Annotated in this window: 12 protein-coding genes; 5 read left to right on the plus strand and 7 right to left on the minus strand. The window is 68.4% G+C overall.

The window, feature by feature from the left end:
- Window positions 1–6: 6 nt before the first annotated feature.
- Window positions 7–606 carry an HdeD family acid-resistance protein gene (locus tag WME97_RS37335; RefSeq protein ID WP_437544863.1) on the minus strand — a complete coding sequence of 200 codons (600 nt, stop codon included), beginning with the start codon at window positions 604–606 and terminating at the stop codon, window positions 7–9.
- Window positions 607–956: 350 nt separating this feature from the next.
- Window positions 957–1385, minus strand: a complete 429-nt coding sequence (locus WME97_RS37340; protein ID WP_437544864.1) for a hypothetical protein — start codon at window positions 1383–1385, stop codon at window positions 957–959.
- A gap of 178 nt (window positions 1386–1563) precedes the next feature.
- Between WME97_RS37340 and WME97_RS37345 the strand changes: the two genes are divergently transcribed.
- A complete protein-coding gene (locus tag WME97_RS37345; RefSeq protein ID WP_437544865.1) occupies window positions 1564–3240 on the plus strand; it encodes a right-handed parallel beta-helix repeat-containing protein in 1677 nt (558 codons plus the stop codon).
- Window positions 3241–3943: 703 nt separating this feature from the next.
- On the plus strand, window positions 3944–5029 hold the full coding sequence (locus WME97_RS37350; protein ID WP_437544866.1) for a right-handed parallel beta-helix repeat-containing protein: 1086 nt from the start codon (window positions 3944–3946) through the stop codon (window positions 5027–5029).
- A gap of 49 nt (window positions 5030–5078) precedes the next feature.
- On the opposite strand, the gene WME97_RS37355 is transcribed toward WME97_RS37350, so the two are convergent.
- The 5 genes from WME97_RS37355 to ltrA form a co-directional block, all read right to left on the minus strand.
- Window positions 5079–5480 (minus strand): hypothetical protein, encoded by a 402-nt coding sequence (locus WME97_RS37355; protein ID WP_437544867.1) that lies wholly within the window; start codon window positions 5478–5480, stop codon window positions 5079–5081.
- A gap of 473 nt (window positions 5481–5953) precedes the next feature.
- Window positions 5954–7375, minus strand: a complete 1422-nt coding sequence (locus WME97_RS37360; protein ID WP_437544868.1) for an IS701 family transposase — start codon at window positions 7373–7375, stop codon at window positions 5954–5956.
- Between the two features lie 180 nt (window positions 7376–7555).
- Window positions 7556–8872, minus strand: a complete 1317-nt coding sequence (locus WME97_RS37365) for a phosphatidylserine decarboxylase family protein (RefSeq protein WP_437544869.1) — start codon at window positions 8870–8872, stop codon at window positions 7556–7558.
- A 726-nt stretch (window positions 8873–9598) separates the two neighbouring features.
- Window positions 9599–13597, minus strand: coding sequence for a serine/threonine-protein kinase (locus WME97_RS37370; protein WP_437544870.1), 3999 nt, complete (start codon window positions 13595–13597; stop codon window positions 9599–9601).
- 812 nt (window positions 13598–14409) lie between these two features.
- Window positions 14410–15729 (minus strand): group II intron reverse transcriptase/maturase, encoded by a 1320-nt coding sequence (gene ltrA, locus WME97_RS37375; protein ID WP_437544871.1) that lies wholly within the window; start codon window positions 15727–15729, stop codon window positions 14410–14412.
- 1014 nt (window positions 15730–16743) lie between these two features.
- Here ltrA and WME97_RS37380 point away from each other — a divergent pair.
- The 3 genes from WME97_RS37380 (at window position 16744) to WME97_RS37390 (ending at window position 22400) form a co-directional block, all read left to right on the plus strand.
- On the plus strand, window positions 16744–18711 hold the full coding sequence (locus tag WME97_RS37380) for a hypothetical protein (RefSeq protein ID WP_437544872.1): 1968 nt from the start codon (window positions 16744–16746) through the stop codon (window positions 18709–18711).
- A gap of 135 nt (window positions 18712–18846) precedes the next feature.
- Window positions 18847–21072 carry a cytochrome c peroxidase gene (locus WME97_RS37385; RefSeq protein WP_437544873.1) on the plus strand — a complete coding sequence of 742 codons (2226 nt, stop codon included), beginning with the start codon at window positions 18847–18849 and terminating at the stop codon, window positions 21070–21072.
- Window positions 21073–21116: 44 nt separating this feature from the next.
- Window positions 21117–22400, plus strand: coding sequence for a PAS domain-containing protein (locus WME97_RS37390; protein WP_437544874.1), 1284 nt, complete (start codon window positions 21117–21119; stop codon window positions 22398–22400).
- The last annotated feature ends 98 nt before the right edge of the window (window positions 22401–22498 follow it).

Here is a 22498-nt window from a genome sequence, read left to right on the forward strand (position 1 = left end):
CGCCTGTCACATGCTGGCCACCGGCCGCTGTCGCGCGCTGGTCCCGATCAGCAACATCGACGTGCCGCTGACGAGGACGTTGACGCCGACGAGCAGCCCGATCGCCCACGCCGCGGTGCTCGGCCAGCGCCACCAGATCAGGACCCCGAGCGCCAGCGCGAGCACCCCGTCGAACAGGAGCCAGCCCCAGGCGGGCATCTCGCGATGCTGGAGCGCGCGGACGATCTTGAGGAAGCCTTCCGCGAAGAAGAAGGCCGCGAGGATCAAGGTCAGCGTGACCGTGCCCGTCAGCGGGAAGGCCACGATCAGGACACCCGCGGCGATCTGGAGCAGGGCGCTCGCGAGCGACCAGCCGGAGTTGGCCCATTGCCGGTGCTGGATGGCGTGGAGTCCCTGGAAGAGGCCGCTCGCCACCAGCACGGCCCCGATGGCGACCGCCGTGACCAGCGAGGCGATCACGGGCATGAGGATCGCGAGAGCCCCAAGCACCAGAAGGGCGATGCCGAGCCCGATGAACGAGCCGCGGTTCTCCCGCAAGGTATGAGGCTCGACCAGTTGCAATCCGAAGCTCGTCGTATGAACAGGGTCCTCCCAGCGATCAGCCATGTGTGCACCCTCCTCTTCCCGGAGCTGGAGTTTCGCCGTAACCGCAACCGCTATTCGAAGCCCAGCGCCTCACCGGCGTGCCCGCTCGCCGCAACGAGCGCCACGCGCTCCGCCGAGAGCGCATGAGCCGGGCGGGGCACGGCAGGGGTCGGGCCACGGCGAACAAGGTGCCGCCCCCGGGCGGTGTCAAGTGACTCCCGGGCGGCCGGCCTCGCGCGTCCGTGACCGGGTTGCTCACCCCCTCACGCCCGGTGGATGGCGGGCGGCCCTCTCCGAGGCGCGGTTCTACCAGCGATCCGCGCGGCCGGGCCGCTCAGCCGGCGAGCCAGCGCAGGAGCGCCCGCCCGCGCTCACTCGTACCACGTCGGCACGATCTCCCGCACCTCGGGCAGCGCGGCGATACGACAGACCTGGTCCCATGCCGCGTCCTCGAGCGCGCCATGGCGCGCCGTGCACTCGGCGTCTCCCGTGGGGAAGAAGTACAGGGTCTCTGCTGGCACATCGCACCTGGCGCGCCCCCTCGACGAGCCGGCCCGGATCGCGGGCGCGATGCCCCGCGCGCGCGCGAGGAGCGCCGCGTCGTCCGACGGCAGGCAGAACTCCAGGGATCCATCGTTCACGCACCCCGTTTCCCGGGTGAACGCGAGCTTCTGGGTCGGGCACGACGGCGCAGGGGGCGGAGGCCCCTCGACGACCCCGTCCCCCGGCGTGGACGGCGGCGCCGACGTACAGCTCGCCAAGCACGCTATCAGCCAATGAGAGATCGCGAATCGTCGCATGGATCCACTCCCCGTGTGCTCCGGCGGCGCACCTGCAGCCGATATCGCAGAGGCGCTGGGCCTGTCAACCCGGGGGCCCTGCAATTTGGGCTTGACGTCTCCAGGACGCTTGGGTGTGCTTTCCCCCGGCCTCGGCGGACTTCAACCTCGACGACCTCGGGCTGGTGCAAAAATGAACGTGCGACTCCTTCTCTCGCTGTCCGCGCTGGGCGCGCCGCTGCTCGTCGCGACGAGCGGCTGGGCCAAGGACTACTACGTGGCCCCGGCCCCCGCCGGCAACGACGACAACGCCGGAACCGAAGGCGCGCCGTTCGCGTCGATGGCCAAAGCGCAAAGCGTGGCCCAGGCCGGCGACGTCGTCTACTTCAGAGGCGGCACGTACACGTACACAAAGGGCACCACCACCTGCTCGAGCGGGACGGCGATCATCAGCGGCGTGGTGCTGAACAAGAGCGGGAGCGCCGGCAATCCGATCAAGTACTGGGCCGCGCCCGGCGAGAAGCCCGTCTTTGATTTCGACGGCATCAGGGATTCTTGCCGTATCAAGGGCATCCTCGTCTCCGGGAATTACATTCACCTCAAGGGACTCGAGATCAAGGGCGTTCGCCAGAACAACAACCTGAACCACGAGTCCTGGGGAGTGTGGAATCAGGGCAGCAACAACATCTTCGAAGCGCTCGACGTCCACCACATCATGGGGGCCGGCATCTTCATCCAGCGCGGCAGCAACAACCTCGTGCTCAACTGCGACTCGCACGACAACTTCGACGAGCTCACGTCGAACGGCGCAGGCGAGAGCGCGGACGGCTTCGGCTGTCACGTCGGCGCCCGGGAGACCGGCAATGTCTTCCGAGGCTGCCGCGCCTGGTGGAACGCGGACGACGGCTACGATTTCATCAACTCCGGCGCCGCCTGCCTCGTCGAGCGCTCGTGGGCCTGGTACAACGGCTACAAGCCGGGGACGCAGACCGGCATCGGCAACGGCAACGGCTTCAAGGGCGGCGGCTATGGCGCCGATCCGGCGAGATTTCCGGCCGAGCCCGCCGCGCACACGGTGCAGAGCTGCCTCGCCGCCTTCAACAGGGCGGCGGGGTTTTACGCGAACCACCACCCGAGCACGCTCTACTTCTACAACAACACGTCGTACGGCAATCGCCCCGACTTCAACATGCTCGGGATGGATTCGAACGGAAACGACATCACCGTCGGGGTTTACCGGAACAACCTGGCGTTCGGCGGGACGCTGTTCTCGAACCGCAACGGCGCCGACGACGCGAACAACTCCTGGACGGCGGGGGGTGTCACGGTCTCGGACGCGGACTTTCAGAATCCGTCCGAAATGGGGCTGGACGCTCCGCGACAGGCGGACGGCAGCTTGCCCGTGATCACGAATTTCCGCCTCGCGGCGGACAGCGACGCCATCGACAAGGGCGTTGACGTGGGGCTGCCCTACGCGGGCTCCGCACCGGATTTTGGCTGCTTCGAGGCGGGGTTGGCCGAGACCGAGACCGCCGGGGCTTCCGGCACCGGCGGAGCGGGGAGCGCTGGCTCGGGCGGCGGCGGTACCGCGGATACGGGGTCGGGCGGCGCCAGCGCAAGCGGAGGAGCGGCAAGCGGAGGAGAGGCAAGCGGCGGCGCAACCAGCGGCGGCACGACGAGCGTCGGTAGCGGTGGACCCGTGGGCACGGGCGGCGATGGCGCCGATCCGAGCACGAGCAGCGCCGACGACTCGGCCGGCTGCGCGTGCAGCACGCCTGGCGGCCACCGGCCGGATGCAGCGGGCCTCGCGCTCCTCAACCTGGTGCTCTGGTGCTTCAGGGCGCGCCGAAAGCGCCGAGTCCCGGCCAGCGCATGAGCGCTGCCGCGGCTCGCGTGTCGCAGCCGTTCGCCCCGTTCTCTCATTTCGTACGAAGCGCGCTGGAGCGACAAACGGGTTGAAACCCCGAAAAAAAAAGCAGGAATTTCACAGGGAGACGGGGAGGCGGGGAGCGAGAGACGGCAAGAGGGAGAAATTCATTTTCTTCTTCCTCCGCGCCTCCTCGCCTCCCTGTGAAAATTCTCCGGGTTTCAACATGATTGGTGTTCTAGACGGCCGATTGCCGGCGTGGCAATGCTTCCATCGCATGAACCCGAGCTTCAAGCCTCAGCTCCAGACCCGACGCGGCCGTCTGTGGCGCCTCCTGTTGGCCTCGAGCGTGTTGTTGGCGAGTGCGGCCTGCTCTGACGGCGGCGCGGCTGACACTGACAATCCAGGAAGCGGCGGTGCTCCGACGAGCGGCGGCAGCTCGAGCGCAGGCGGCACCTTCGCGACGGGTGGCACGACGACGTCCGGCGGGGGCGCCACCACGGGGACGGGCGGCGACGGAGCTGGCGGCGCCGGCGGGGGCGCCACCACGGGGACGGGCGGCGACGGAGCTGGCGGCGCCGGCGGGAGCGCCACCACGGGGACGGGCGGCGGATCGGGAAGCGGCGGAGCGCCCACGATCGATCTCGATGCGCTCTTCGCGGCTCCGGATGGCGCGGCGAACGCGTCGGGAACGATGAATGATCCCTTGACCTTGGCCGCCGCCCTCCTTCGGGCGAATGCGGGTGACACCATTTACCTGCGCGGGGGCGCCTACGCGCTCAACACGACCCTCAGCCTTAGCAAGGACGGCAGGAGCGGCTCGACCATCGAGCTGCGCGCCTACCCCCTGGACAGCGAGCACCCCTTACTCGACTTTTCCGCCATGGCGGAGAGCTCCAGCAATCGCGGGCTCGTCTTGTCCGGCGACTACTGGCACATCTACGGCATCGATGTTCTCCGAGCCGGCGACAACGGCATGTTCGTCAGCGGTTCGCACAACGTGATCGAACACTCCACGTTCGTCGAATGCGCCGACACCGGACTCCAGCTGGGCGGAGGGGCGGCCGACAACCTGGTGCTCAACTGCGACTCGTATTTCAACGCCGATTCCAGCCTGGAGAACGCCGACGGCTTCGCGGCCAAGCTCGACGTCGGCACGGGCAACAAGTTCGTGGGCTGCCGCGCCTGGAACAACCTGGATGATGGCTGGGACGGCTACCTGCGCCCTGCAAACAACGTCACCACGACCTACGACGACTGCTGGGCCATCGACAACGGGAAGCTCAAGAATGGCTCGGTCGGCGCAGGCGACGGCAACGGCTTCAAGTCCGGCGGCAGCGACGACAAAGATCTGAGCCACAACGCCATCTACACGCGGTGCATCGCCGCGGGGAACGTCAACCACGGCTTCGACCACAACAGCAACCGCGGCAGCGTCACCATCCTGAACAGCGCGGCGCACGCCAATGGCAGCAATATCAACTTCGGCACCTCGAACATCGCGGCCTCGTTGACCATCAGAAACACGATCTCCCTGGGGACGAACGGGTCACTGTCGGCGACGACCACGAACATCACGAACAACAGCTGGCAAGGTGGGCTGTCGGCCACGAGCGGCGACTTCGTGAGCGTCGACACCAGCCTGCTCAAGGGCCACCGCAAGGCCGATGGCAGCTTGCCGGACATCGACTATCTGACGCTTGTGCCAGGCAGCGATCTCCGCGATGCGGGCGTCGACCTGGGCGTGGAGTACAACGGATCCGCGCCGGATCTCGGCCCCTTCGAGAGCGACGAGTAGCCCCGCCGGCACAGGCGCGTGGGCCAATGTGCCTGGTGCCCTGAATCCATCAAGCCGGTTTGTTGCGGAGCGCGAGCCCGATCCCGACCGCGGCCGCGCCGATCACGAGCGGCAGGGCGCCCAGCGAGGCGCCGATGTTCACGCACTGATTGGCCTCCTCCGTGCCGACGCGCCGGATCATCTCGCGCTGCGTGGCGTCGATCTCGACGCCGGGATAACCAAGCGCCTCTTCCACGCGGGCGAGTCCCATCGAGCGGCCGAGCAGGCCCACCGAGACGGCGCTAAGCCCCAGCAGCACGGCGACGGCGCCCGGGATCCAGGCCATGCCCCGCGCCTTCGTCGCCAGCATCCCCGCCCCCGCAAGGCCGATCCCGATGCCGGCCGTCCCGGCCAGGAGGGCGAGCCACGCCGCCCACCCGCACGCCTTGAACGCTTCCAACACGCCGAGCATGCTGCCTCATTACCGCAGCGCCGGCGCAGAGGGAAGCGTCGGGTCCGCCGCATGGGGCTCCTCGCTCACCCCTAGAGCACCGATCACGTTGGAGTCCCGAGGAAATCAACAGAAGGGAAGAGAAACCGCAAGGGCGCGAGGGGCGCAAGGGGCGGGCAAGAGAATATCTCGTCTCTGGTCCCTTGCGCCCCTCGTGCCCTTGCGGTTTCTCTCTTCTCCGCATTCGTTGCCCTTGGAGCTTGCCTCCCGGCAGATCGGTCGGACCTCGCAACCCACCGAATACATGCAACTTTCAACCTGTTCGGTGCCCTAGTACTACAGCCGCGGTTAGGGAGCCCGGGCGCGGGCGCTCGGCCGGTTGCGGCGGCGCCGGTAGCAGCAGGCGCGAGCCTGAGCGCGCTTTCGGCGTCGCCACCATGACCATGCCCATCGGAACTCGGGCGAATGGGCGGGCAACGGAAGCACCAGCTCCATTAGGCGACGGACTTCGGGAATGCTCCAGGGCGCCAGCGTCGGCGGAGCGTCGCTTTCTTCGGGCGTGGCGCGCTTTTTTTCCCCGACGTGTCAAGCGCCGCCTTCTGCATGCGCTCGGCGTTCTTTCCCGGCCCCGGGCGCGCCGCTTTGGGCACGAACTCGGGGCTCATCGCCGGGGCGTACGGGAACGCGCCCTCCGCGGGAAGCTTCGCGCGCACGAAAGCCAACCACGCCAGGGCCATCATCCCGAGCGTGATGTACCGATGCCAGCTCGGCCACGTGCGGACCTCGTAGTGGTCGAGGCCGACGTCATCCTTCGCCTCCTCGAAGCACTGCTCGATCGTGTAACGCGTGGAGGCCACGTGCGCGAGCGTTGCCAGCGGCGTGGCGGCTCCAGCGTTGGACAGGTAGTAGGCCACTTCAGACGGATTCGAGACCGAGCGGCGAGCCAGGAGCCAGATCTCGTCGGTCGGTAAGCGCCGACGACTGTCGACGACGCGCGCGCGGGCCCAGTCGTACTCGATGGGTCCCTTCTCGCCTTGATGGACGGCAAGGCGATGCCATTGCTTCGGCGACCACTGCGCGACCACCTTCGCCACAGTGGAGGCGTGCGGCGCGCCCGGTGCAAGACGAGTGCGCGTGCGGAGCGGACCACGAGGGTGTTCGCGTTCGGTAGGGGGCTCCGCAACCTCCGGTCGCTCGGGCCACACCGGCGTGCTCGAGACGACCGCGAGAACATACCGATGGCCCTGCGCGGCGATGCCATCGCGAAGCACGGGGTCGTCCCCGTAGACTTCATCGCCGGCGACCCACGCCATCGGTACACCTCGCTGCCAGGCGCCATGCAGCATCTGCATCGCCAGCTGCGGCTTGGTCCGGAACGCGACATCCTCCGGAACGTGAGCGTCCTGCCTCCGCTCCGGATCGCTGCACCACGATCCTGGCAAGTAAAGACGACGGTCAAGGATCACATGTCCACGTGGGCCGTTGTAGCTGAGGAACACACCGATCTGGCAGTTCTCGATCTTGCCTGCCGTCCCACTGTATTGCCGCGCAACGCCGACGGACTTGGTGCCTTTCTTAAGGAAGCCCGTTTCGTCCAGTACGCCGATGCCCTGCGGATCGCCGAACTGCTCGATCGTGAAGTCCATCAGCAGATCGCGCGCCGCGTCCGCGCTCCAGTCCGCACTGTACATCAGCCGCTGCACGCGATCGGGCGTCGGATCCCCGATGGCCTCGGCCAGCTGCCAACCGTTCCGGCGCGCCACCGGCCCCATCAGCGAGCGCACGTACTTGATCGCCTGTTCGCGCGGCTCGCTGCGCGCGAACAGCCCCGCGAATCGCGCGTGAAATGCCTCAAAATCTGCTGCCAGCGCGTCCCACGCGGCCGCTGCTGGCAGCCCGCTTGCCCCCGGATCCATGGGCGGATCCTGGGTCCAACTAGATCGATGTCGAGGTGCGGCTGTAGTACTAGTACTACAGCCGCACGTCGGCGCCCACCGAACGAGCTGGGCGCCCCCGGTGTGCGGACGAGCCAGGCGTCAGCATCGTCCGCCCGCGCATCGAAATCCGCGGAGGTTTCGCGATGTGCGGCTGTAGTACTAGGCCTTCTGCTTCACCCGCGCGATCGGGGCGTTCACGTTGATTGATGGCGGCTCCTTCCCGTACCCGTACGGCGGCTCCTTCCCGTACAGCGGCTCCTGCACCAGGTAGCGCTCGATCGCCCCCGGCTGGAACACGACCGCGAGCGTGGAGCCGCCGAAGCTGAACCAGCCGAGCGGGTCGCCCTTTCGCACCACCTGCCCCGGCTCCACGAACCACGTGACCGAGGAGATCTCCGTGATACCGATCGGGATGACGCACACCGTACCGAGCGTCGGGCTACCGCTGTCGATGAACAGGAGCCCGCGCGTGTTGACCGTCGCGTCGTAGCCGAGGGAGAGCACGCCGGCATCGGGATCCCACCCTGAGGTCTCGCTGAAGGTCAGCCCGCTGATCACCTCGGCGCTGATCACGCGGCCGTCGATCGGCGACCTGAAACGGTGATAATTCGCGCCGCTGAGGAACGACTGAAACACGTCGCCGCCGACGAACCGCCCCACCTCTTTGCCGTTCAGCATGTCCGCCAGCGAGTACGGCTGTCCCTTCATCCAGAACTTGTCGACCGCCTGAACACTGCGGGCGATGTTGTACATCGTTCCGTCATTCGGCGACACGACCACGCTCGGGTCGCCCTGGCCGCCGAGCGGCCGCTTCTCCGGCTTGATCTCGCGGTGGAAGAAATCGTTGTACGATGACCATCCCCAGGCCGGCGCGGACCTGTCTGGAATCACGAACTCGTCGAGCCTCATCAGCCCCTGCGCCGGCATCGACAGCCACCCGTTCGGCGCCTCGTTGAGCACCGAACGGCTTTTTGGGCTGTCGAGATACGCGCACCATTGCTTCAGGATCGCGGTGAGCGCGGCGTTGATCGATGGATTCCTGAAGGCAGCCGACCCCGCCGGTGTGGCCATCATGTAGACGAACAGCGTCGACATCGGGAAGAAGTTCCGGCGCCTCGGGTCGGGCTCGAACTCGGGTGCGAGCGTGACGATGTGATCGAGCGCTGAGAGCAGTTGGTCGATGCTCTGGATCGTGTTCGGCTTGCCCTCGCTGATCGGCGGGATCGACTTCGCCTGCTCGATCGCATCGGTCAGGTACATGCGCACGATCCCATTGCGGTTGATAAGATCCGACAGCGCCTGCACCGCTGGGTCGTGGTAGCGCTCGGCGGCTCCGGCTCGCGCCGACTCGAGCCACGTCACGAGGTTGCTGTGCCACCTGTGGACCACCGCTGGCTCCTCTGGCAGGTAGCCGGCCACCACCCCGAACATTCGGCTGTACCGCCTGTGAAACTCCGTCATTGCTTGCTCGCTCATGAATCGCACCTTCTTTGAAGGAGGAACCCCGAACAAGCAGGCTATACCACGGCGACATCTGGGACAACGATCCTGTGCCCGCGTGACGCCGCTGAACGAAAGGCCGCGTGCCGCCCCGAGCGTACGTCCAGATCACAAGAAAGGCGCGAGGCAGCCGGACTTCAGCGCGTAGGCAAATCAAGCCGGAGCGCAGCGCGAGGAGGTGTGGCGCAACAAACCGAAAGGGTGGGACCGCGAGCGCGTGATGGCTCGATCCTGGGTCGAAAGAACGTGGTCCGGGCGGCGCCGAGCGCGCTACGTGGCGCATCGGCGTGCCGTGGGCACACGTGTCCCTCCGGGCGTTGGTCTGGCCCGGGAGGCGCGTCGCGAGACCCTATTCGGCGTCACCGAGCACCTTGCGGCGCACAACGGTGCTTTTCCAGTACGGTGGCCCCCGGTTGTTCAGGCGGACGTCAAGGTACGACGAGAGCTCGCACGAGTAATCGAGCTTCTAATTGGTCTAGTAGCCTAGGAAGTTCGCCTTCTGGCGGTCCACGTATTCCTTCAACGCAGAGAGCGCATCCGCTCGCCTTGCGGGGTCGAGCCCCTTGGGATCTAGGCGGAAGATGTCATCGGGCGGGGAAGGCTTCTCTTTCGACCGGCGAGGGGATCGCTCATCGAGATCTCCGGAAGCTTAATGTTCAGTATTTTCGATCGATGTTCGGCTGTGACATCAGCACGTCCTTTTCACCGGGGTGATGACGCGAGCGCCCGGTGCACAACGCGTGCCGGTGATGAGTTCAGGAACGTGGCACGGAGCCGTTCGTCGCCGATGTTCCTGGCGATGTCCTCGATCGTGCGAGCGGCCTCCGCGAATGCCTCCCGCGCGGCGTCCTCGTCCCCCGCTGCCGCACATACGTGCCCCAGCGCCGCAAGGATCTTCCAGACGATGAGGGGGACCGGATATGCGCGGAGCACATCGACCCCGACCACGAGCTCCGCGCGCGCTGCCGCGAGGTCGCCGCGCCGCGCGGCCGCCTCCGCGAGGAGCCAGCGTGCAGTCGCCACGTACTTGCGCGCCAGGCAGCGGGATGCCGCGGCCAGCGCCCGCCGCGCGTGAGCTTCCGCGCGGTCGAGGTCCCCGCGCCCGAGCCAGTGCTCGGCAGCGGCGGCCTCGATCCGGATGGAGTATCGCCAGCTCATCCACGGCTCGGTCTCCGCGAGCCGCCGGGCCTCATCGAGCGCCTCCACGGGCGTTATGCCCACCGGACAGTGCAAGGAATCGAGGGCCAGGTTCACGAGCGAGTTCGCCTGTGCCTCTCCGATGCCATGCACCTTCCCCTCTGCGAAGCCCCGATTGTCTTGCTCGGCGGCATGGGTGAAGTCCTGCATCTCGCGGTGGATCCAGCCGATGCAGTTCGGCACGCGTGCGACCCAGAACGTATCGCCGTTGCGGCCCCCAATCTTCACGATCTCATCGAGCGCAGCGAGGGCTGCCGTGACCTTGCCGAGGTTGCCCGTCGCCAGCGCGAGCATGAAGCGACCGTAGAGCGACGCGAAGCCATCCCCGATCTCCTCGGCAAGGGCGATGCCGCGCGTTGCGAGCGCCTCCGCGCGCGCGTACTCGGCCTGATGACAGTAGATCTCGGACCGCTCGATGAGCGGAGTGACGAGCGCCCGCACGTCGCCCATCTCTTCGGCCGTGGCGATCACCTCGTCGAGGAACGAGCTCGCCCGCACAAGGTCGCCGGTGTAGATGTCGAGGTTCGCGAGCGCGGTGAGCGTCTCGAGCCTGAGCGCGCGATGGCTGGTCCGCCCGGCGAGCGCCAGCGCCTCCTGCGCCGCCGCATCGAGCCCCTTGAGGTGGTGCGCCTGGATCATCGCATTCACGAGACCATTGCACGCGGCGAGCTCCTCGTAGGGATTGCCCGCGGCCTTTGCCGCCTCTAGGGCGCGGCGATATAACGAGATCGCCTCGGCAAAGCGACTCATGATGATGGCGACGGCTCCACGCAAGCGCAGTAACTCGGATAGGACGGCCGCGCGCTCGGCGATCGCCAGCCGCTCGGTCAAACGCAGCGCGCGTTCGGTCCATGACAGGGCCGCCCCGAAGTCCTTGGCAGCGATGGCCTGATCCGTCGCCCTCCGGTAAAAGTCGATCGCGCGCTTCGGCTCGCCCGCACGGTCGAAGTGCTCCGCGATCACCGCTGCCGACGTCTCGGCGGCGCGGTCCAGCCACGCGCCGGCGAGTCGGTGCCCAAGCGCGCGATCGTACTCGGTGAGCATGCCGTAGGCCGCCTCGCGCACGAGATCGTGCCGGAAGCAGAGCTCTCTCTCCCCCTGGAATCTGGATTCGGCGCGCGTGACGATCCACTCCTGCTCCTCCAGCCTGCCGAGGTGCTCATCGATCGACGGAGCGTCGGCCCCGCCGACGAGCGCGTCGAGCGCGCCCCGCCAGAACGCGTCCCCGAACACGCTCGCGGCGCGCAGCAGCCGGCGCTGCGGCTCGTCCAGGCCCTCGAGCCTGGATTGCACCATAGCCAGCACCGTCTCAGGAAATGCGTCCGTTCGCCCTGCGGCGGCCGCCCGGATCAACTCTTCGAGATAAAAAGCGTTCCCGTTGGCCTGGGCCACTAGGCGCTCCAGCGTCTCCGAGTCAAAGGCCACGCCGAGCGCTTGCCTGACCAGCCTCGCGCTCGCCTTCGCGCTGAGCGAGTTGAGCCGAAGCTCCTGGATGTCCCGGCCCGACCAGAGCCCCGGGAAGCGCTTGTGCACCTCCGGCCTGGCCAGCGCCAGCACCATCCACGGCCTGTGCTCGAGGGCCCGGAGCGCCTCGTCGATGTACTGTACGGTCGGCAGGTCGCCCCAGTGAAGATCCTCGAGCACGAGGAGCACCGGCTTCGACGCGCAGACCGCGCCGAGGAAGTCCACCCAGGCCCTGCGCATCTGGTCGCCCATGATCCGGGCGTCGCCTCGCGCCGCGCGGAGCTGGACGTTGCTCTCGTCGGGGAACGGCGTGCCCACGACCTCACCCAGGAACGCCGCGACGCGGTGCGCGTCCGGGCCGCTGATGCAGTTGCCGACCCGCTCGCGGAGCTTGTCGATGCTCAGCTCCGGCGAATCGCCGTCCCGGATGCCGACCGCGCCTCGAAGCGCCTGATGGAGCATCCCGAGCGGGGCGCCCGCGCGCAGTGGGTCGCCCCGTCCGATCCACACTTCGACACCTTGGCCGCGCTGCCCAATGCGGCGCAGGAGTTCGGCACCGACCCGGGTCTTGCCCATCCCCGGCAGCCCCGTCATGAGCACCGCCCGCGCGCGTGATTCGTCCATGCATTCGGCCAGCAACGCGTCGAGGGACGATATCTCCCAGTCCCGCCCGACGCACGCGGTGGGCTTGCCAAGCAGCGTTCGCGCGTCCGCGGCGATCACGTGCTCGCCGCGGAGCCACAGCCCCTCGGAGATCTCGGCGACATCGAAGCGCGCGTCGAGCAGCCCCGCCGTGACCTCGTCGAGCGCGATCGCGTGGCGCCTCCAGTCGGGGTCGCAAACGGCCGGCGCAGCCCGATCGAGCGCCCCGATGGCCCGCTCGATCAGGTCGCTCGCGGGCCGCCTATCGCCCAGCTCGGCCCTGCCCGTCGCGAGGGCCATGGGCCGCCCCCCGACCAGTCCGCGCAGCGAGAGCGCGCACAGCGCCGCCTGCGCGGCCTGATCCGTCGCCAGGCCCGCGCCAGCGAAGGTGGCCATGATCGACCCGTCCGCCAGCAGGTCGAGGCCGGCCCCGCGCGCCACGGCTATCGCCCGCATCCTCTCCGGCACCGCCGCGATGGCCGTCGTTGCGTCGTGGGCTGGCCGCGGATCCTGCCCTATCAGCACGATCGACTGCACCCGCCGCTCGTTTCGGGTGAGCGACCGGCGCTCCGGCTCGTCCGCCCCATGGATCATCACCCCTTGCCCCGACGAGCGAATCGCCGCCAGCACCGCGGCGCCGTCGCTCGGCCGTGCGTCCGGATGCTTGGCGAGCATTCGCGCGCAGAGATCGTCGAGCCAGCGCGGCACCTCGGGCGAGATCTCGCGCACCCGAGGGACGTCCTCGAGCACGATCTTCACCAGTACATCCATTAGATGCACGCCGCTGAATGCCATACTCCCGGTCAGGCACTCGAACAAGACGCACCCGAGCGCGAACACGTCGGCGCGCGCGTCGATGGCGTGTCCGCTCCGGGCCTGCTCCGGCGCCATGTACGCGGGGGTCCCCAGGATCGTCCCCGAGCGCGTCATCCGCGTCGTCTCAGGAAGCCGCGCGATCCCAAAGTCGAGCAGCTTGACCATCCCGAGGTCTCCATTGACCAGGAACAGGTTGGTCGGTTTGAGATCGCGATGGACGATTCCTGAGGAGTGCACCCCCGCGAGCGCCTCGGAGACGCCCTCCATGAGCGTGAGTGTTTCCTCCACGGTGAGCGGCCCTCGCTGGAGCCTGGCGCCGAGATCCTCGCCCGCCAGCCACTCCATCACGAGGTAGGGCGCGCCCGAGGGGGATAGCCCCTGGGCCATGTACCGGACCACGCGCGGGTGAGAGATTTGAGCGAGTATCCCGCCCTCCCGCCTGAAGCGTGCCGTGTCCTGGGCGTAAACGTCGTGTAGGATCTTGACCGCGACCACCTCGCCGAGGATGCGATCCCACGCTCGGAATACCTCTCCCATCCCGCCCGCACCTGCGCGTTCCACGAGCTCGAAACGATCGTCCAAGACGTTTCCAGACTTCACGTCTCTAATGTACTTGGTTTCTGAGTTTTTTACAATCGTTCCCTCGGCGAATTCAGTCGACGCTGTCGTGGCCGGACACAGCCGTTGGGTGGCCGCGAGCGGTCACGCCGAGCAAACCCATCCGACGGGTGAGCGCCGCAGGGCCTCCACTCTCTTTATTACCCAGCAACCATGCTCAACGAGCACTGTTGAGAGCCCCCGCAGGCTGTCGAGTGAACGCAGCCCTTTTGATCTACAGATAAATTTTTGATACAGCATCACTTTCCAGGAGGGAGGTGGGCCGCGTAAGGCGTTCTATGTCAACCAGCGCGTGCAGCCTGGCTGTACGATGGGACGGCCGCTGTAAGGATCTTGACTTCCGGATCGCGTTTGAATCGCGAAACCTCCAAAGGGGATCCCCAGCAAGGGACCGCAGGGATAGCGCAGTCCTGCGGCCTGAGGAGCGACGGCACGCTGGCATCCTGGGGAGGTGATGCGCTCGAACACCTCTGGGGAGGGTGTCGGTGATCATGCGCGCGCGCGACAGCGAGCGCCTTGGCCGCCGCGAGTGTCGTCGCGATGCTCTCGTTGATGGATGTCCCTCCGCGACCGAGCCGGGCCGCTCTAGAACACCGATCACGTTGAAACCCGGAGAATTTTCACAGGGAGGCGGGGAGGAAGAAAAAAAATGAATTTCTCCCTCTTGCCGTCTCTCGCTCCCCGGTAGAGTAGCCCCCCGGACCGACGGGTCCGGTGGGCCCTCGCCAGATCCGGACAAGGAGATTTCCACCATCCGGCTCTTCCGCCGAGAGGACTCAGGGGGACGCCCAGAACTGGACGCGGGTCCTCGGCCTGGGCAGCGGGAAATCCCGCAGCAGGGCCTTGAATCGCTCCCAGTTCAGGTACGCACGCTGGCTCCGCCGGCATAGCCACTTGTGCCATGCCCGTTCGGCCTCACGGATCAAGAGCGCGAGGCTCCGGATGTTTCCGTTTACGCCGAAGTAATTGCAGTGCCCAACGATGCGTCGTGTGATCGCGGCGTGCTGCTCCTTGACCGGCAAGTGCCGATGGCGTCGGCAAAAGTCGGCGACGGCCGTGATGGCCCGTCGGAGGCGCGCCTTGCGTGTCTTCATGCCCGGCATCCATCGCCCCGATCGGCTTCGCCGCCAATAGTACGTGAAGCCGAGGAAGTCGAAGGTCGCCGGACCCTCGCCCCCGGAATCCCGGTTGTCCGGGCGCCCAAAGGGCAGAAGGCGGGTCTTGTCCGGGTGCAGCTTCAGTCCGTACCGCTCGAAGCGTCGCGGCAACACCTCCATCATCCGCTTCGCGTCGTCCTCCCTTTCGAAGCCGATGACGAAGTCGTCGGCGTAGCGGATCAGGGTGGCCTTACCCATGAGCCGCGGTTGGACGTCGCGCTCGATCCACAGATCGAGCACGTGGTGAAGGTAGACGTTGCCCAGCAGCGGCGACAGGACCGAGCCCTGCACCGTCCCATCCTCCGGCGCGGAGAACTCCGCACCGTCGAGGACCCCTACATGCAAGCACTTGCCGACCAGCCGCAGCAGCGACTTGTCGGCGACCCGGGCCTGGAGCATCTCCATCAGCTTCGTGCGGTCGATGCTGTCAAAGAAGGACTCGATGTCGGCCTCCAGGATCCACTCCACCCCGCCGAGCAGCATCCGGTTCAGGGCGCGCAGCGCGTCGTGCGCGCTGCGACCGGGCCGAAACCCGTACGAGACGTCTCGGAAGACCGGCTCGTAGACGACCTCCAGTACCTCCCGCACCGCGGCCTGGACGATCTTGTCCTCGGTGCACGAGATGCCGATCGGTCGCGTCTTGCCCCGTTCCTTCGGGATGTGCACCCGTCGGATGGGCTGGTGCCGGTAACGCATCGACTTCATCCGCGCGTGCAGATCGCCAACGTTGCGCTCCAGGTCCTGCCCGTACTGCTCCTTCGTGATGCCATCCACGCCCACCGCTGCCTCGTTGCGGAGGCTGCGGTACGCTCGCTGCAGCGCTTCCTCGTCGATGAGGTGCGCCAGCGCGAGGAGGACCCCTTCCGGGTCTCGCTCCGCTCTCTCCCTTACCTTCAACAGTCCCGGTGACATGATGTTCGCCGTCGTGGCAGCGCTCATGGTTCCCTCCTGAAGTTCCTCTCGACACGGGTCCCCTTTGCTCGACAGGCTCCGATGCCCTCCGTTCGCCCGCGTCGTCGCTCGTATGGGACCCTCCGACTCCCTCGTCTCCTTCGGCTTCGGCTCCGGTTCCCCTTGCTGTGGGCCTACCGCGAGGCGGATGCGCATTTCCTTGCGGAGCCCGCTGGGCTCGGCTGCGAGACACGGGCATCCGCGGCGTGTCTCGCCCCGGGGACGGATCACCGGCTCCCCGTCGTACCGGCGTTTCTCGTGGAGAGACGAGGGCCTCCCAGGTGCCTGGACCGTCCTCTTGCTGCGCGCCGCAGCCAACTACCCCGCCGGGTGCGTCCCCCTCCCGCCCTTGCGAGGTAGGACGCTGTTGCCTTCAGGCGAGAGAACACCCTGGGCACCCGGAAAGTGGAGGATTTCGTGGCTGGCATGCTGCGGCTCGCTCACTCACCTGCCTACGCATCGCCGAGCCCCTCACGGGGTCCGTCGCAAGGCTGGCTTCCGGCTGGCCGGGCGTGACCTTGGCCGGGCGGGATTCGCACCCGCTGGACAGCGAAACCCGATTTCAGAAGCTACCGCTCACTCCTTTCCCTCGGGACCAGCCTTGCCTGGTCGCACCCTCCCCGCCTCCCTGTGAAAATTCCTGCTTTTTCTCGTGGTTTCAACCCGTTTGTCGCTCTAGGTAGTGCTCAAAATTGAACATGAAGGCGGGAAGGCGGGAAGAAAAGATCAATGTTCTTCCCGCCTTCATGTGAACTCTCTCCGGGCAAATTTGAGCACTGCCCGGAAGGTCGTCTCTCATGGCGTGAGCGGCGTCCACCTGACGTGGAGCAGAGCCCCCCACCCTGCGAGTCTTCGCCTCCAGCTGACCACAGGAGGCGCCGGCGCCAGCGCCCGGCACGGGACCGCTGCGATTCCGCCCCGATTCCCACGAGGCAGCGCTCCGGCTACGCTCCGCGCTCCGAGGTGCACCCGATGAAGGTTTGGCGAATCGAACGCATGCTCATGATTCCAACAGCGTTCTGCGCTGCGGCGTGCGCCGCTCCAGGCCCCGACGAAGGACGGCTCGCGGCCGCGCGCGCGGCGCTCACCGTCACCGAGGACCAGAAGCTGACCGAGGAGACTCCGGCCCTCCAGCGCGTGTTCGGGTTCGCGGTCGCGGGCAGCGGCGACACGGCGCTGATCGGAGCGCCGGACGAGAACAGCCTGACCCGCGGCGCTGCGCACATCTACACCGTGAGCGGCGGGGCCGCGACGCTCGACGCCACGCTCGTGCCCAGCGACGGCGAGAACGGCATGGTGTTCGGCCGTCAGGTGGCCCTCGACGGCGATACCGCTGCCGTCATGGCCAGCGCCAACTATGAGGTGCGGCCGTACGAAGAGCGCGTCTATGTGTTTGTCCGGAGCGACGGCGCCTGGTCGGAGCAAGCGAAGCTGACCGTCCCCGAGGATCCGGCGTTGAGCTTCTCGAGGATGGCGGTCGACGTCGGTGGGGACACGCTCGTCGCGAGCACGGTGGGAGAGGACATCGACATCGTGCTGGGCAAGGCGTTTGCGTTCACGAGGACGGGCGACGCGTGGTCGCCGCGGGTGGAGCTCGTGCCTCAGGACAGCCCTCGGGGATTCGGCTGGTCGGTCGCTGTTTCGGGCGACACGGCGATCGTGGGCGCGGCGGCGGATTCGCCGGAAGGCAGCGAGTTCGCCGGCTCGGCCTACGTGTTCGTGCGTGATGGGGGCAGCTGGACGCAACAGGCGAAGCTCCTGCCGCATGACATGAGCGCCCGCGCGTCCTTCGGCTTCTCGGTCGATCTCGCCGGGGACACCGCGGCCATCGGAGCCAAGAGCGCGGTGTACGTCTATACGCGGAGCGGCGGCGCCTGGACCGAGCAGGCGAAGCTCGTGCCCGCCTTGAGAGGGAGCGAGGCGACAGGGGTACAGCTCCTGGGCAACGCCGTGGTCGCCGGGTTCGTCGGCGTGGCTGACAACAAGGGGATCGTGTCCGTGTTTCACGGAGGAGAAGGAACATGGACGGAGGCGCGAACGCTCGCGCCGTCGGATGGGCAAACGCTGGACTTTTTCGGGTGGAGCACGGGATACGCCGGCGGGAGCGTGATCGTCGGAGCGCCGTACCACAGCGCCCCTCTGAACCGAAGCGGCGCGGCCTATGTGTACGCGCTGCCGTCCCTGGACGGCGCGGCGTGCGTGGCTGACGCGGATTGCCTGAGCGGCTCCTGCGAGGCCGGCCAGTGCGCGCCCGGGGGCAGCAGCGGCGCGGGCGGCGGCGGCGCTGGCGGTGAGGCCGGCGGCGGTGGCGCGAGCAGCACTGTTGCGGGCGGCGGCGGCTCTGGCGGTGAGGCCGGCGGCGGCGGCGCGAGCAGCACTGTTGCGGGCGGCGGAGGCTCTGGCGGTGAGGCGGGCAGCGGCGGCTCTGACGGTGAGGCCGGCGGCGGCGGCGCGAGCAGCACTGTTGCGGGCGGCGGAGGCTCTGGCGGTGAGGCGGGCAGCGGCGGCTCTGGCGGTGAGGCCGGCGGCGGCGGCGCGAGCAGCACGGTGGCGGGCGGCGGCGGCTCTGGCGGTGAGGCCGGCGGCGGCGGCTCTGGCGGTGATGCCGGCGGCGACGCGAGCAGCACGGTGGCGGGCGGCGGCGGCTCTGGCGGTGAGGCCGGCGGCGACGCGAGCAGCAGTGTTGCGGGCAGCGGCGGCTCTGGCGGTGATGCCGGCGGCGATGCGAGCAGCAGTGTTGCGGGCGGCGGCGGGAACGCGGGCAGTAGCACGGCGTCGGCCGGTACGGGCAGTCCTGGGACCGACGTCGGCGGGGGTGGCGGCTGCCGCATTGGCGGTCCAGGTCAGCCGACGCGCAGCGCTTCCACCCTCATGGCCTTCGCGCTCGCGCTGGCCGTCCTGCCGGCAAGGCGCCTCCGCGATGCGCGCCGCCGGCGGCTGGCGGTCCGGGATACGGCCCTCCCGACCTGACACCGCAGCTCGCCCGCTGCGGGCCCTTGCCGGTGGGGATCACCTCGCCCATGTTCCCGGCCACAGGGCCGCGTCGCGCCGCCGAGCCCGGGCGGTCGTGCCTGTCCCTCCGCGTCGCCACCTCGTCGAGAGACCATGGACGCATCCATCCCTGGAGTCCCAGCACCGGGCGAGATCCTCGCAGAGAGGTATCGGGTCGAGCGCGTGCTCGGGCGCGGCGGGATGGGGGTGGTCCTCGCCGCGGAGCACGTGGCGCTGAGACAGCCGGTCGCGCTGAAGCTGCTGCTCCCCGGCTGCATGCGCACGGCCGACGCCGTGGAGCGCTTCCTGCGCGAGGCCCGGGCCGCCGCGTCGCTCCAGGACAGGCACGTGGTGCGCGTGCTCGACGCCGGCCTGCTCGACGCGGGCACGCCGTACCTGGTCATGGAGCGCCTGACGGGGCTCGACCTTCGGGAGGTGCTCGGCGCGCGCGATCACCTCCCCATCACCGAAGCGGTCGACCTCGTCTTGCAGGCGTGCGAGGCGATCGCCGAGGCCCACGCGCACGGGATCGTCCACCGCGATCTGAAGCCGGCCAATCTGTTCCTGGCGAGAGATGAGCACGGGTCGGCGCTCATCAAGGTGCTCGATTTCGGCCTCTCGAAGTCCACCGTCGATGACGGGACCGGGAGCCTCACGACCTCGAACGTGATCGCGGGCTCCATGCCGTACATGGCGCCCGAGCAGGCGCTCAGCTTGAAGTGGGCAGACGAGCGCGCCGACATCTGGGCGCTCGGCGTGATCCTTTATGAGCTCATCACCGGGCACCGCCCCTTCGAGGTCGGGTGGACGCCGGAGAGCCTGCTCGCGGGCGTCGAGGCCCCGCCCGCGGCCATCCGCGCATGGGGAGTCGACGTGCCGGCGGCGCTCGAGAGCGCGATCCTGCGCTGCCTGGAGAAGGATCGACGCCTGCGCCCACAGACGATCGTCGAGCTGGCCCAGGCGATCGAGCCGTTCGGGACGCCGGCAGCCAGCGCCTCTGTCGAGCACATCCACAGCTACCGCGCGCCGGGTGACGCCTGCGAGCAGCCTGACCGCAGCGATCCATCCCTCGCGGCCACCGAGCAGCTCTCACCCGCGCGAGGAGACAGCGGCAGCGCCGGCGAGAGATCGCCGCGTGGCGCCAGCAGCTCGCAGCGGCCATCGGCCGACGCACAGCCGCGCTCGCACCGGTCCGTGAGCCCGCTCGTCACATCCACCCTCCCCGAGGGAGCGGCGGACCTACAGCACAACGCGGCTGCCAGCTCGGCCGCACCGGCGCGGCCCCGGCGGGGCTTCACCGTGATCCTGGGCGGCGCCGTCGCGGCCGCCGCGCTGCTCGCCTTCGGGCTCTCCCGCATGGCGCCGACGGCGCCCTCGGCGATCGCGCCGGAGCGGCTGGCGAGCTTCGCGCCCCTGCCCGCCGGCCCGGCGAAGCCGCCGGACCCGACCGCCGCGGCGCAGATCAGGCTGGGCCGGATGCTCTTCCACGATCCGCGCCTGTCCAGGAACCACGACCTCGCCTGCGCCTCGTGCCACCCGCTCGAGGCCTGGGGCGTGGATCACAGGAAGTTATCGCGCGGGAGCGAGGGTCTCGAGCCCCCGCGGAACACGCTGAGCGTCTACAACGTCGCCGGCTACTCCACGCTGCTGTGGGATGGCCGGCAGAACAACCTCGTGGATCAGGCCAAGGAAGAGCTCCAGTCCCGGAGCGCCATGGCGTCGGCGCCCGAGAGCATCGAGGCGGCGCTGCGCTCGTCCAGAGGGTACAGGCAGGCGTTCGCGCTGGCGTTTCCCGGGCAGCCGCAGGCCGTGACGTTCGACAACGTCGCGCGGGCGCTCGCGGCGTTCGAGGCCACGCTGTTCACGCGGAGCCGCTGGGACGTGTTCCTCGAGGGGGACAAGACCGCGCTGAGCGCCGAGGAGAGGGCGGGCTTCAACGTGTTCGTCGAGTTCGGCTGCGTCTCCTGCCACTTCGGGCCCGACCTCGGCGCGACGATGTACCAGAAGACCGGGCTGGTGAAGCCGTGGCCCGACACGAAGGACAGGGGCCGCTACGAGATCACGCGGCGGGACGTCGACTGGATGGTCTTCCGGGTGCCCAGCCTGCGCAACGTCGCCAAGACAGGCCCCTACTTCCATGACGGCTCGGTCTCCTCGCTGGAGGAGGCCGTGAGGATGATGGCGAGACACCAGCTCGGGAAGGAGCTGGCCGACAAGGAGGTGCACCTGATCACCCGCTGGCTCGACAGCCTGACGGGCGAGATCCCCCGCGCCGACATCGCGCTCGACGAAGCGTCGCGCGCGATCGTGCTAGAACCAGGATACCCAGGAAAATTGTGATCCACCTCAGCCCGGGGCTGGGATACCATCGCCCTGGAAGGGTGATGGACGCGCAGAAGACCGTGGCGCTCGAGGCGGAGCTGGACGCATTGCAGAAGGAAGTGCAGCGCCTGCGCTCCCGCGTCGCCGAGCTGGAGGCGGCCGGCCGCGGCCTCCCGGAGCGCTTGCTCGAGGCGCTGCCCAGCCTCGTTTACGTGCTCGATCTCGATGAGGGGCGGTACGTCTACTGGAACCGGGAGCTCGCCGATCTCCTCGGGGAGGGCGGCGGAGCCGCGGCGGGCTCGCCCCGCGGCGACGGCCTGTCCCCGAGTGTCCATCCGGACGATATCGGTCGCATCGAGGAGTACCGGGCTCGCGTGGCCGCCTCGGAGAGCGGGGAGCAGGCGACGGTGGAGTACCGCGTGCGCGGTCGCGACGGCGGCTGGCGATGGTTCGTCGAGCGAGGCGTCGCGCTCGGCCGCGATCCGGAGGGACCGGGGCGGCGGATGCTGGGGTCGGCGCACGACATCACCGCGCGCAAGCATACCGAGCAGATGCTCGAGCGGAGTGAGAGCCTGCTCCATGGGTTCCTCGAATACACGCCGTCCATGATGGTCGCGGTGGACGCCGTGGGCCGGCTCCTCCTCGTGAACCGCGAAATCGAGTCGTTCTACAAGATGAGCCGCGAGGAATTGCTGGGGCGGGTCGTCTACGACCTTCTCCCGCCGCCGGCCGCCGCCTCGATACGAAAGGCCAATGAAGAGGTGGCGGTCGCCGGACGCCCGGCCGCCTCCGAGCATGTGCTCGTCTTCCCGAACGGTCCGCGCACCTACCTGTCGACCAAGTTCCCCATCCGCGACGCCGAGGGGGAGATCTACGCGGTCGGGACGATCTCGGTGGACATCAGCCGAGCCAAGCAGGCCGAGGCCGAGCGCGCGGAGATGCAACGGCAGCTCATCGAGATGCAGCAGGCGACGATCCAGGAGCTCATCACGCCGCTCCTGCCGCTGGCGCCCGGCGTCGTCGCGATGCCGATCGTCGGGAGCGTCGACCCCGCGCGCGCCGAGCAGATCCTGACGACGTTGCTTGAAGGGATCGCCGCCCAGCAGGCCAGGATCGCCATCCTCGACATCACCGGGGTGAAGGTCGTCGACGAGCGGGTGGCGCAATCCTTCGTCGACGCGGCCCGGGCCGCGGGATTGCTCGGCACCCGGGTCGTGCTCACCGGGATCAAGCCGCAGATCGCGCAGACCCTCACGACGATGGGCGCCGATCTGAGCGGCATCGTCACCAAAGGGACCCTGGAGAGCGGCATCGCCTACGCGCTCGGGCGCCGGCTCCGCTGGTGACCGAGCGCGCTCCCACCGAGCGACCGGGTGTACGCGGATACGCACAAGGCCTTCACAGCATTGGCGAAGCCCGCGATAACCTCAGGAGAGCAGGTTCC

The sequence above is a fragment of the Sorangium sp. So ce367 genome (assembly GCF_051520455.1).
Taxonomy (GTDB): Bacteria; Myxococcota_A; Polyangia; order Polyangiales; family Polyangiaceae; genus Sorangium; species Sorangium cellulosum_B.